General features: G+C 66.5%; 8 protein-coding genes and 5 pseudogenes. 9 read left to right on the forward strand and 4 right to left on the reverse strand.

Annotated elements, in window-relative coordinates; genetic code table 11:
* Positions 1-51 precede the first annotated feature (51 nt).
* On the reverse strand, positions 52-1,332 hold the full coding sequence (ltrA, locus tag ABIE67_RS01905) for a group II intron reverse transcriptase/maturase (protein WP_370252317.1): 1,281 nt from the start codon (positions 1,330-1,332) through the stop codon (positions 52-54).
* A 669-nt stretch (positions 1,333-2,001) separates the two neighbouring features.
* Between ltrA and ABIE67_RS01910 the strand changes: the two are divergent.
* Positions 2,002-2,214 (forward strand): annotated as a pseudogene (locus tag ABIE67_RS01910) (IS6 family transposase); the annotation flags it as partial.
* Positions 2,215-2,344: 130 nt separating this feature from the next.
* On the opposite strand, the gene ABIE67_RS01915 reads toward ABIE67_RS01910, so the two are convergent.
* The gene (locus ABIE67_RS01915) at positions 2,345-2,557 is read right to left on the reverse strand and encodes a hypothetical protein (RefSeq protein ID WP_370252322.1); all 213 of its coding nucleotides are present in this window, start codon (positions 2,555-2,557) and stop codon (positions 2,345-2,347) included.
* A gap of 74 nt (positions 2,558-2,631) precedes the next feature.
* Between ABIE67_RS01915 and ABIE67_RS01920 the strand changes: the two genes are divergently transcribed.
* Complete coding sequence (locus tag ABIE67_RS01920; RefSeq protein ID WP_370252327.1) at positions 2,632-3,075, forward strand: single-stranded DNA-binding protein; 444 nt, start codon at positions 2,632-2,634, stop codon at positions 3,073-3,075.
* 52 nt (positions 3,076-3,127) lie between these two features.
* Positions 3,128-4,216, forward strand: coding sequence for a tetratricopeptide repeat protein (locus ABIE67_RS01925; protein WP_370252332.1), 1,089 nt, complete (start codon positions 3,128-3,130; stop codon positions 4,214-4,216).
* 192 nt (positions 4,217-4,408) lie between these two features.
* On the opposite strand, the gene ABIE67_RS01930 is transcribed toward ABIE67_RS01925, so the two are convergent.
* Positions 4,409-5,518, reverse strand: coding sequence for an IS110 family transposase (locus ABIE67_RS01930; RefSeq protein ID WP_370252337.1), 1,110 nt, complete (start codon positions 5,516-5,518; stop codon positions 4,409-4,411).
* A 537-nt stretch (positions 5,519-6,055) separates the two neighbouring features.
* On the opposite strand from ABIE67_RS01930, the pseudogene ABIE67_RS01935 reads away from it, so the two are divergent.
* The 5 genes and pseudogenes from ABIE67_RS01935 to ABIE67_RS01955 form a co-directional block, all read left to right on the forward strand.
* Positions 6,056-6,874: pseudogene (locus ABIE67_RS01935) on the forward strand (IS110 family transposase); the annotation flags it as partial.
* Between the two features lie 52 nt (positions 6,875-6,926).
* Positions 6,927-7,256 (forward strand): transposase, encoded by a 330-nt coding sequence (locus ABIE67_RS01940; RefSeq protein ID WP_370252162.1) that lies wholly within the window; start codon positions 6,927-6,929, stop codon positions 7,254-7,256.
* Positions 7,244-7,723 (forward strand): IS3 family transposase, encoded by a 480-nt coding sequence (locus ABIE67_RS01945; protein ID WP_370252341.1) that lies wholly within the window; start codon positions 7,244-7,246, stop codon positions 7,721-7,723. The genes ABIE67_RS01940 and ABIE67_RS01945 overlap by 13 nt, the downstream gene beginning before the upstream one ends.
* Positions 7,666-8,163, forward strand: coding sequence for an IS3 family transposase (locus tag ABIE67_RS01950; protein WP_370252345.1), 498 nt, complete (start codon positions 7,666-7,668; stop codon positions 8,161-8,163). The genes ABIE67_RS01945 and ABIE67_RS01950 overlap by 58 nt, the downstream gene beginning before the upstream one ends.
* A 32-nt stretch (positions 8,164-8,195) precedes the next feature.
* Positions 8,196-8,629: pseudogene (locus ABIE67_RS01955) on the forward strand (transposase); the annotation flags it as partial.
* Positions 8,630-8,857: 228 nt separating this feature from the next.
* On the opposite strand, the pseudogene ABIE67_RS01960 reads toward ABIE67_RS01955, so the two are convergent.
* Positions 8,858-9,587, reverse strand: a pseudogene (locus ABIE67_RS01960) (IS6 family transposase).
* A 1,211-nt stretch (positions 9,588-10,798) separates the two neighbouring features.
* On the opposite strand from ABIE67_RS01960, the pseudogene ABIE67_RS01965 reads away from it, so the two are divergent.
* A pseudogene (locus ABIE67_RS01965) lies at positions 10,799-11,658 on the forward strand (IS5 family transposase).
* Positions 11,659-11,840 lie beyond the last annotated feature (182 nt).

Genomic DNA, 11,840 nt, shown 5'->3' on the forward strand with positions numbered 1-11,840 from the left:
GCCCGTCAAACCGGGCATGCGCTTCTCGCGCACCCGGCTTACCGACATCGTTCACCGGCTGGCATGCGCTGCCACCCTGCGTACGTTCCCGGACAGGCGGAACACCCCGAGCCGGTTGAACCACGCGCCGTCATGGCGCTTGCCCCAACTGCGGCCGGAGTAGCCGCGCTTGCGACTGTCGAAGAGCGCGAGCCGCTCGTGGACATAGCTGTCGATCGTGGAGAACTTCCCGGCCGAGTTGCCCCAGCGGAAGTACGCCGCCCAGCCCCGCAGTACGGGGTTGAGGTCGGCGACCACAGCCGTCAGCGGCCGTCCTGTCCGGCGGCGGTCGGTGGCGGCGCGGATCTTGTCCCGCAGCACCCCCATCGCCCGCTGGGACGGCCAGCGTTGCAGGTGGAACCTGCCCCGCCAACGCCACGACTCCACCTTGCGGTGGTGGAAGCCGAGGAAATCAAAGCCCTGTCCGCCTCTGGCGAGGTGGATGATGCCGGTCTTGTCCGCGTGCAGTTGCAGCCCGAGCCCGGCCAGCACCGCGCCCGCCAGCTCCCGTGCCTGCTCGGCACGTTCCCTGGTCGGACACAGGACCACGAAATCATCGCAATACCTCACCAATACGCCCAGCCGTCGTCCCTCGCCCTGCCACGCCTCATCGAGAACGTGCAGCGCAACGTTCGCCAGCAACGGTGAAATCGGTGAGCCCTGTGGGGTTCCTGCTCCTGGTGAGCCACTCCCCCCGTCCTCCAGCACCCCCACCCGCAGCCACGCCCGGATCAGCTTCAGCATCGAACCGTCCACGACGCGCCGGGCCACCTGGGCCACGATGGCGTCGTGCCGGATTGATCCGAAGCAGTCACGGATGTCGGCCTCGAGCACCCACTCCCGGCCCCGGTTCGCCTCCACACGCACGCTCTCGCAGGCGTCGATCGCGGACCTCTTGGGCCTGAACCCGTAGCTGACCGGCAGGAAGTCGGCTTCGAAAACCGGCTCGAGCACCAGTTTCGCGGCCGTCATCACCACCCGGTCCGCCACCGTGGGAATCGACAGCGGCCGCAACTCCCCCGGCCGCCCCGGCTTGGGGATCATGACCCGCCGCAGCGGCGACGGACGATACGTATGCGCCCGCAACTGCTCCGACAAGCCGCGGAGGAACTCCTCCACCCCGGCGGCGGCCACGGCATCGACGGTCACTCCGTCCACGCCGGGAGCGCCCCGGTTCGCACACACATCGGCCCAGGCCCGCCACAAGATGTCCCTGCGGGAGACGTGGCCGTACAGGGCATGGAACCGGCGTTCGGGATCTTGCTTGGCACAGCGGTAGAGCGTCCACTGCAAGGCACGAACTTTGTCCAAAGGCCGGCCGTCCGGTCGCGCGACGCCTTCCTTCCGGCGGGTGGAACTAGCCGATCCGGCACTCACCCGAGTCTCCTCCTCACACGCGATACGCATCGATGAAGCAGGGGCCCTTCGCTCCCGACGGGTTGTGTTGTCCCGCCGATCAGCACTACTACTGCCCCCTCCGACTGCCTCTCGGCGGCCCGCCACTTCCCGGCTCCACCGGTTATAGGCAGGCCCTGCTTCCCGGGCCGCAGCCCCGGGGCCGAGGAGGCCCTCTCCAGTTCCCAGGACAACCCTCCGGCCGTTCCACGCCCCTTACGCCGGGAGGTTCCTCGACGCCCGCTCCAGGATCTGGGACGTCTTCCGTGGCCTTCGCCCTGTGAGTACGGGCTCGGCTCCTCCTTGACCCGCCCTCCCGGGCGGGGGCTGTAACGACGCTGCAGACTTCACTTGATGTTGCGGACCGGCCGGTCGCGACACCCCCAAGGGATGCTCGTCGCTCCGCTTCGACACCGGCATCTCAACCGATGCCGGGAGCCCCGCTACCGGGGACCCTGGCGTCTCCCCAGACCGGACTTTCACCGGCAGGCTGCCCTGAGCTTGACATCCGGTTACATCACCCCACATCCCTTCTGATCTGCAATGATGCCCGGACTACTGGACGCACACTCGCATCAGCCCACCCGGCAGCGCGAACGCGCCATGCGGCGCTTCACCTCCGCCGGAAGCGCCCAGAGATTCCTGTCCGCCTTCTCCGGCATCTCACCCCACTTCCGCCCCCGCCGCCACCTCCTCACCGCCCACGACTACCGCACCGAGATGACCGAACGCTTCACCGCCTGGAGGCAGGTCACCGGCTGCACTCCGACAACCGCCTGACGAGCAACGGGCCGACGACACCCAGCACCCCAGCACACCCACCTTCACCACAAGTTGACAGTGCCCACCCGGTGACTTCGGCACCATAGACGCCCCCGGCCAGGTACTGTCCCAGCCGCCACAGCCGTGCTCACCTGCGGCGCGAGGCCCCGGTCGCGGCCAGCAGATTCCGGACCTCCACCACGTTCATGCCCGCACGCTCAGCAATACGGGCAACCGGCGCCCCAGCTCGGTACGCGCTGACAACCGCTGCGGTCAGCTGCCGGCGAGCGGCGTGGACCGCCGTTTGTGCCTCGTGCAGTGCCACAGCCGCCATCTCCAGGTCGTTGTTCTCGCTCGCCATAGCAGTCATCGTGCCAGCGAGTGCGCAGGGCCGGTACGGTGGGTGTGTTCCAGCACGAGGCAAGGGATGGCTGCATGGCGGGCGAGACACTGGTGACGGTGGTGGGCAACCTGACCGCCGATCCCGAACTGCGGCACACCAACTCCGGCATCCCGGTGGCGGGGTTCACCATCGCCTCCACTCCCCGCGTCTTCGACCGCGACCGCAGCGAATTCGTCGACGGAGAACCGCTGTTCCTGCGATGCTCGCTCTGGCGACAGGCCAGCGAGAACGCCGCACAGTCACTCACCCGAGGCATGCGGGTCATCGTCACCGGACGGCTCAGACAGCGCACCTTCAACGACAAAGAGGGCATCCGCCGCACCACCGTGGAGATCGACGCCGAAGAGGTCGCAGCCTCCTTGACCTATGCGACCGCCAAAGTCACCAGGACCTACCGCGCCGCCCCACCCTCGGCAGCAGCATCTGCACCGGCTCCGGCCGCGGCGGACGCAGGCAGCGATCCCCACCCGTTCTGAGTCCTCTCAGCCGACGCACCACACCGACTCCGCTCACCGATAGTGTGGTCGTATGTCCCGCAAGCGCCGCCCCGCACGCCGTCAGCCCGCCCCCGTCGAGCGAACTGACGCCCAGCAGGCCGAAGAACTGGAAGCCCTGGCCCGCAAGTACCTCCAGGACCAGGAAGAACTCCTGACCGAGGCCGCGGAGTTCTACAGCCGCGCAGGACAGCACGAGCGGGCGCTCACTCTCTACCAACAGGTCCTGGACGCGGACTGCCGAGATCCCCACCTCATCCAGGCTTTCCGTATCGACACGCTCTGGAACGCAGGGCGCACCACCGAAGCGCGCGAAGCGGCCGAAGCTTTGCGCCGCCAGCACCCCGCCAATACCGGCGCCTGGGAGATCATCGCGGAGATGTTCGAGGTCGCGGACCACCTCCAGGATGCCGCGGACTGGTTCACGGCCGGAGTGACCCATCTCCTGGGCCCCGCCGCCCCTCTCTCCGTCGACGCTGTTCGCGACGCGGCAGACGGCAACGGCATCGAGATGCTCATCATCAGCCGCCACCGCGTCCGGCGTCGGCTCGGCCAGCCCTGCGACGACCTCGACCAGCTCGCTCACAACCTCTACGCCGACCGTCCGGCACAACTTCGCGCGACCAGCACCCTCGACGACCTCCACAACCCGAAACTGCGAGAAGCGGCAGGCAACGATCCCCAGGCCCTGATCGCCTCGATCGAGAACCTCTCCCGCGAGATCGAAGCCCGCCGCTCTGCCTTCTCCCGCCCCCGCCTGACCTGCGCACTCTTCTGGAGCACTGACGAGTTCACCCAACTGCTGAACACATGGCCCGAACTGGCCGACCACTACGGCACCGAGCACCACGAACACATCCGCCACATCGAACAGATGCTGCAACGCCTGTCCAACGAAGGCGAACCCCACCTCGGCATCGCGCACGGCACCGTGAGCGACTTCAAGTCCTTCACCCGCGAGGAGAACCTGTCCCCGCAAGATGGGGACACCCGCGCCCACTACGCCGCCGACCTCGCCGCCCGAGGCCAGGCCACTTCATGGCCCCCGCCCCGCAACAACCCCTGCTGGTGCGGCTCCACACGCAAGTACAAGAAGTGCTGCGGCAACCCCGCCCTCGCCTGACCAAGATCCACAAGGCGTGCTTCACCAGACTCGCGACAGAGCCACGCCCACGGTCCGTGGACTGAGGGCCCCCTCGTAGCGTGGAGTCCGTGATACCAGGGGAAGTTGAGGTTCATGGGGTCCAGGCAACAGAAGTACGACGCCGAGTTCCGTGAAGGTGCTGTACGCATGGCGTTGATGCCCCTATGGATGTCAAGTAGTGGCTTCTGCGGGGGCCTGATGGTCAGGTGCCTGCCTTGTTAGGACGATGAGCCGGTAGATCTCTCGTGCGATGTATCGCTTCAGGCAGCGGATGGTCTCGCGGCGTGTCTTTCCTTCGGTGAGGCGTCGTTGCAGGTAGTCCTGGGTGCGGTGGTCCCAGCGCAGACGGCTGAGGACGATCCGGTAGAGGGCTGCGTTGGCCTGGCGGTCGCCCCCGCGGTTCAATCTGCGGCGTTGGGTCTTGCCGGAGGACGCTTCGACGGGGCTGGTGCCGCATAAGGCAGCGAAGGACGCCTCGCTTGCAAGGCGTTCGGGGTTGTCCCCGGCCGCGATCAGGAGGGCGGCCGCGCTGTCCGGGCCGGCACCGTAGACGTCGAGCAGACCGGGGGCAGTGGCTTTGACGACGGCGGCTATCTGCTTGTTGAGGTCGTCGATCTCCTTGGTCAGGTACTGGATGCGGCCAGCGAGCAGCCGCAGAGTGTGGCGGGCGGCTGCTGACGGCCCGGTCGCGGTCTGACCGTCCAGCTCGGCGCACCGCTTGACCAGGCGCGGGTTGCTCAGGCCGGCTAGCAGCTCGCGCAGGGCGGGGTCGACGGAGACGAGGATGCTCTTGAGCTGGTTGATGGTCTGGGTTCGGGACTTGACCGCGGAGCTCTTGGCCAGTTTGAACAGCCTCAGCATCTCCACCGGGCCGTCGCTCGTCTTCGCCGTGGCGGTGGCGCGGCCGGACAGCACGGCGCGGGCAGCGGCTTCGGCGTCGACGGCGTCGGTCTTGCCGTGGCGGCGCCGGGCGGCCTTGTCCGGCTGGTTGACCTCGATCACCTCGACGCCCTCGGCCCGCAGGTGACGCGCCAGGGCTGCCCCGTAGGAGCCGGTGCACTCAACGCCTGCCCGCCGCAGCGTGCCGAACGAGCGGGCCCACGCTACGAGCTGTCGGTAGCCCTCGGCCGTGGCCGGGAAACTGCGGCCGTCCAGGACGGCGCCGGGCACGGTGACCACGGCCGCCGCGTGGACGTCTTTGTGAGTGTCGACACCGAGCAGTACCTCTTCGGCAGTGCCGGGAACGTGACATGGGGCAGCGGGCTGCGTGATGCTGGGCATGGTCGCTGGTCTCCTGATCGCCTCGGGTGCTGGTGGCCGTCGCCGGGCCGGGGCGGTCAAGACTGTGACGGTGCCTGTCGCGAAGGCCCCTAATCCGTAGTGAAAGTGGTTCCAGAGGTGCGCAGTTGGGCTTCTGGGCTATCTGGCGTGACGGACGCCTGTAAGGCCCCGGGCTGATGAGGCCTTCCGATAGAGCGGCGCCGGCACGATGGTGGGTTTCACGGGGCCTGCGGGCGCGGCCGGGCAGACGCCTGGGAATCTCCCTGGCCCGTGAGGCCTCACGGGAGAGCGGCGCGGTTTCGGCGTCTCCAAGTCCCGTGAAACCTACTGCCTCACGTCGTTCGTTGCCGTCGTGGTGCGAGCCCGCCCCAGGGCGACCTCCTGTTCACTCCCGCGAGCTGTGAGCTCTGGCGCAGACAGAGGCCCCTGGGGTGCGCTGGTGTCGCGAACGGCTACCGAGATGGCGGACCGATCGAGTCCTGGGATTAGGACGCCGCGTGACCCGCATGTGCTTGTGACCTCCGTATACGCTCGACGATGGGAGAACCTGTGACCGTCTTCTGCGGAGTCGACTGGTCGGAAAGGCATCACGACATCGCGCTGATCGACGGAGCCGGCGAATTACTGGCCAAGCGTCGGATCAGTGACGACGCCGCCGGCTATCGAATGCTCCTGGAGCTCCTGGCCGAGCACGGTGACAGCCTCGAGTCGCCGATACCAGTGGCCATCGAGACCAGCCGAGGACTGCTCGTCGCAGCCCTGCGGACCGGCAGCCGCAAGGTCTTCGCGATCAACCCGCTTGCCGCCTCCCGCTACCGTGACCGCCACGGCGTGTCCCGCAAGAAGTCAGACCCCGGCGACGCCCTCGTGCTGGCGAACATCCTCCGCACCGACATGGCCGTGCACCGGCCGCTGCCTGCGGACTCCGACCAAGCCAAGGCCATCGCGGTACTGGCTCGAGCTCAGCAGGACGCCGTCTGGAACCGCCAGCAGATCGGCAACCAGATCCGCTCCCTGCTGCGCGAGTACTACCCCGCCGCCCTCGACGCGTTCCTGGCCAAGCAGGGCGGGCTCGCCCGTCAGGAGGCCCGCATCATCCTGGCCAAGGCGCCAACGCCCACCGAGGCCGCACGACTGTCTCTGAGCCAGCTGCGTTCCGCACTCAAACGCGCCGGCCGTGCCCGCAGCATCGAAGAAGAGGCTGACCGCCTGCGCGGTGTCCTGCGCGCCGAATACGCTCACCAGCCTGCAGCCGTCGGGGACGCCTTCGGCAAGCAACTTCTCGCTCTACTGAAGCAGTTCGAAGCGGCCTGTCAGGCCAGCGAAGAACTCGCCGAAGCAGTCGATACCAGCTTTTGAGGTTCCCCTCATAGCGTGGAGTCCGTGATACCAGGGGAAGTTGAGGTTCATGGGGTCCAAGCAACAGAAGTACGACGCCGAGTTCCGTGAAGGTGCTGTACGCATCGTGATCGAGACGGGCAAGCCGATCCCGGAGGTCGCCGAGGATCTCGGAGTGCATCCGGGGACGCTGCACAGCTGGGTTTCACGCTGGAGGAGGAACGGCTCGGCCTCCTCCGACCGGCCCGCGCCCGCCGCCTCGGGCGGCCGGCTGCGGGAGGGTGAACGCGCTGAGCTGGAGCGGCTGCGCCGGGAGATGAACGAGAAGAACAAGCGCATCCGCGAGCTGGAGATGGAACGTGACGTCTTCAAACAGTGCATGGCCTTGTGGGTGAAGTAGCTGCCGCGGACCCGGCCCGGCTGGCCGGGGTGATCAGCGACTGCAAGGCCGAGAAGAACATTCCGCACACCACGTCCTGCCGGGTGCTGGGCGTGAGCGAGTCGTGGTTCTACAAGTGGAAGGACAGGCCTGTCACCGCCCGCGAAGTGCGGCGCGGACAGCTGGCCGAGGCCGTCCGGCGCGTCTTCGACGCCTCGGGCGGCACCTACGGCTCCCCGAAGGTGTGGATCACGCTCGTCAGGCAGGGATGGCGCGTCTCGGTGAACACCGTCGCGAAGACCATGGCCGAGCTGGGCCTGGCCGGACGGAAGGTACGCTGGCGTCGCGGGCTCACCCGCCCCGGTAGGCGGGCCGCGGCGCCGGACTTCGTGCGCCGCGACTTCAGCGCGGATGCCCCGGACCAAGTCTGGTGCGGCGACATGACCGAGATCGTCACGGTGAGGGCAAGCTCTACCTGGCCACGGTGATCGACCTGTTCTCACGCCGCCTGCTCGGTTACGCGATGGGCGCTCGCCACGATGCCGAACTCGTCGTGGCCTCACTGCACATGGCCGCAGCCACCCGCGGAGGCGACGTGAAAGGCGTGATCTTTCACAGCGACAGGGGCAGCGAGTACGTCTCCCGCCGGTTCAAGCGGGTCTGCCGCCGTCTCGGCGTGACCCAGTCCATGGGACGCGTCGGCTCATGTTTCGACAACGCCGTCAGCGAGGCATTCAACAGCGTCCTCAAGGTCGAATACATCTACCGGCACACCTTCGACACCCGTACCGAGGCCCGGCTGAAGATCGCCACGTGGATCACCGGCTTCTACAACACCCGCCGACTACACAGCGTATGCGAGTACCACAGCCCGATCGACTACGAACATATGCATCGGACCGGCTCCGCCCTGGAGCTGGCCGCCTAGAAACTCTCCACACAACGAGGGGATTGACACTTCGCGAGCATCCCGATGCCGAGATACTCCTGAGCTTCCCTGGCCTCGGCGTCCAGCTCGCGGCACGTGTCCTCGCAGAGACCGGCGACGACCGCAAGGCTTCGCCGACGCCCGCGGTCTGAAGGCGTACGCCGGATCCGCACCGATCACCCGCGCCTCCGGCAAGAAACACTACGTCGGACGCCGCATGGTCAAGAACAACCGACTCCACCATGCCGGCTATCTCTGGGCCTTCTCCTCCCTGCGCTTATCGCCCGGAGCACAGGCCCACTACCGCCACCGCCGCGACGTCGGCGACTGGCACGCACAAGCACAGCGGCACCTGTTCAACCGCTTGCTCGGCCAGCTGTTCCACTGCCTCCAGAAGCGGGTCCTCTTCGACGAACAACATGCCTTCAACTCGCCTGTGTCCTCATCAATGACAGCTGCCGCTTGACTTCTTCAGATCCCGAGATGTCTATCGGGACACGTCCCCTGCCCGGCGGCAGCAGATACCGCTCCGAGCAGGCGGCCGACAGATCAACACCAAGGCACACGGCCAGTCAAGTTGCGGGTCAGACCACCGCCCGAAGCGGCACCCGAACATCCTCACAGTCAAGTTGCTGTTGTGGCAGGCGAGTTGGGGCGTGCTGGAGTGCCGAGTGGTGCGTGGTGGCGCTGGGGTTCAGCCGGTGGTGGCCAGGAGGGTGGTGCCAGTGATCTGGTGCCAGACGGTGTGGCGGTTGGTCATCTCGGTGCGGTAGCCGGAGGCGGTCATCCGGTGGCGGCGGGGGCGGAAGTGCGGTGAGCTCCGGGAGAAGGAGGACAGGAATCTCTGGGCGGTGCCCACGCTGCGGAAGCCCTTCATGCGGTGTTCGCGTTCCCGTGTGGGGATATGAGAGTTTTCCGCCCGGTTGTTCAGGTATTTCGAGCTACGGTGCTCCACCGAGGGCATCGTCTCGCGGTGCGCGGTGCGCGGCGCCGTAGCTGCGGAGCTTGTCCGTCACGATCACGCGCGGCACGGCCTCGGTACCCTTGAGGAGCCTGCGGAAGAACCGCCTGGCCGCGACGGCGTCCCGCTTGCCGGTCACGAGAATGTCCAGGACGTTGCCGTCCTGGTCGACTGCCCGCCAGAGATAGCGCATGCGCCCGTTGACCTTGATAAACACCTCGTCCAGGTGCCACCGGTCGCCGGGGCGGGGCTGCCGCCGGCGCAGCCGGCGCGCGTACTCCGGGCCGAACCGGTCGCACCACAGACGGATGGCCTCATACGACACCTGGATGCCGCGCTCGAACAGGAGCTCCTCCACGTCGCGGCAGGAGAGAGGGAAACGGTGGTACAGCCAGACCGCGTGCGCGATCACCTCCGGCGGGAACCGGAACCCCCGGTACGACGGTACGGTCTCCACGAGCAGGCCCTCCCCACGACGATCCACACCAAGATCATCACATCCCCCCCTCAACTTGATAACGCCCTCCGAATCGCTTGACAACAGCCGGCCTCTTCAACTCCACGGCATTGAAGTACAGCCATACACAGTGTGCGATGATTTCTGCCGGGTAGCGGTGGCGCTTGTATGACGGCGATGTCGACGACACGAACGAACCCTCCCCGGCATGATCAACCTCAAGATCATCTCATGCCCGCTCGTTAACGTGACAGCGCCGCTTCACCGTCTGGGACAACATCACCGGCGTCACCGCCCTGCCCACGGCAGGCTGAACCAAGGCTGCATCCGGCCCCACCACGCCCTGCCACGCCCCAACAACCCACCAGCCCCGATAAGTTGACGACGCCCCGTCACAAGATCTCCGGCTGTAGTACCAGACGTCCTCTAAGTGGGCGTTTGATGGTGATTCACGCCGACCGTTTCAACATGTTTTGCCACATTTATCGCCAACGCGTGCGGCCTGAAACGCCTGGAAGTTACCGACAGACAGGAAGCTTCCAACCCGTTGTTAGACCAGACGGAATTCGGCGCTGAGGAGCGGATCAAACGGGCGACCGGATCGGCACCCGGGATGCCGTGAAGGCGCATGTAAGGCGCGAATCACCCCGAAGGGTGTTGGCCGCAGGAGCGACTTAGCGTCTCAATCCATCCCTAAACGCCCACTAAGTGGGCGTTTGATGGTGATTCACGCCGACCGTTTCAACATGTTTTGCCACATTTATCGCCAACGCGTGCGGCCTGAAACGCCTGGAAGTTACCGACAGACAGGAAGCTTCCAACCCGTTGTTAGACCAGACGGAATTCGGCGCTGAGGAGCGGATCAAACGGGCGACCGGATCGGCACCCGGGATGCCGTGAAGGCGCATGTAAGGCGCGAATCACCCCGAAGGGTGTTGGCCGCAGGAGCGACTTAGCGTCTCAATCCATCCCTAAACGCCCACTTAGAGGTCGTTTTCATCTTCAGTGCGGTGTTATCTATCGTTTTGTGACCGCTGGTGATCTGGTGCTGGTGAGTCTCCAGTGCGGGTCGCGGCTGGCGAGGCGGATGGTGTGGCGTCTGGGAAGAGGGCCGACCTACGCCTGTCTCATTCCAGGACGCCCGGACCTGTCCCGTGCTCCCGCTAGCCAGAACACACGCCTGGGCGCACGCCCCCAATCGGCGGTATGCCCAGGTCATGACGGAACGTCGTGCGTATCCGAGTGATCTGTCCGATGCCCGCTGGGAGTTGATCGAGCCGGTCCTGTCCGCCTGGCGCTTCGAACGCCGGGGCCGGGCGCTGGACTTCGGCCGGCCGCCCCGGCACGATCTGCGCGAGATCATGAACGCGATCCTGTACGTGGACCGCACCGGCTGCCAGTGGGCCTACCTCCCGCACGACTTCCCGCCCCACCAGACGGTCTACGGCTACTTCGCCAAATGGCAGACCGACGGCATCTTCGCCCAGCTCAACGGCCTGTTACGGGAGTTGGTGCGCCAGCAGGAAGGCAAGCACCGCCACCCCTCGGCCTGCGTGATCGACGCCCAGAGCGTCAAGACCTCCACCTCCGTCCCCGCCAGGACGCAGGGCATCGACGCGGGCAAGAAGATCGTAGGCCGCAAGCGCAGCATCATCACCGACACCCTCGGCCTGCTGCTCGCGGTACTGGTCACCGCCGCCGGCGTCCAGGACTCCACCGCTGGTCGCGCCCTACTCGAGCAGGCCGCCACCGAGCACCCCACCCTGCGCAAGGTCTGGGTCGACGGCGGCTACCGCAAACACTTCGTCGAGCACGCCGCCACCCTCGGCATCGACCTCGAAATCGTCCAACGCGCCCCCGGGACCAGGGGATTCACCCCGATCCCGAAACGCTGGGCCGTGGAACGGACCTACGGCTGGCTCATGCTGCACCGCCGCCTGGTCCGCGACTACGAAACCCACCCGAAGCCATGATCCACCTGGCCATGACCGACCTCATGGCCCGCCGCCTCACCGGCGAGGCCACCATCTCCTGGCGCGACCCGACATCACCGGAACAACTACGCATCACAGGATGAAACAACGGGAAAAACGACCTCTCAGCGTACTGAATTGTGGTTGTCATTGTTGACACCCCATGAGGGCATAGCGCACGCTTCCGGCGAAACGGCTTCGGGTCGCCGCTGACGACGGAGGGTGAACCGTGCATCGCATGCAGACGTCTGTTCTTCAACTTACCGAGAGCGGTCAGCCGTCGTGA

Origin of the sequence: Streptomyces sp. V4I8 (genome assembly GCF_041261225.1) — a bacterium.
Classification (GTDB): Bacteria; Actinomycetota; Actinomycetes; order Streptomycetales; family Streptomycetaceae; genus Streptomyces.

Excerpts from the sequence above, each read along its gene's own strand:
- ABIE67_RS01925 (WP_370252332.1), top strand. The coding sequence starts at position 3,128 with ATGTCCCGCAAGCGCCGCCCCGCACGCCGTCAGCCCGCCCCCGTCGAG.
- ABIE67_RS01940 (WP_370252162.1), top strand. The coding sequence starts at position 6,927 with ATGGGGTCCAAGCAACAGAAGTACGACGCCGAGTTCCGTGAAGGTGCT.
- ABIE67_RS01930 (WP_370252337.1), bottom strand. The coding sequence starts at position 5,518 with ATGCCCAGCATCACGCAGCCCGCTGCCCCATGTCACGTTCCCGGCACT.
- ABIE67_RS01920 (WP_370252327.1), top strand. The coding sequence starts at position 2,632 with ATGGCGGGCGAGACACTGGTGACGGTGGTGGGCAACCTGACCGCCGAT.
- ABIE67_RS01915 (WP_370252322.1), bottom strand. The coding sequence starts at position 2,557 with ATGGCGAGCGAGAACAACGACCTGGAGATGGCGGCTGTGGCACTGCAC.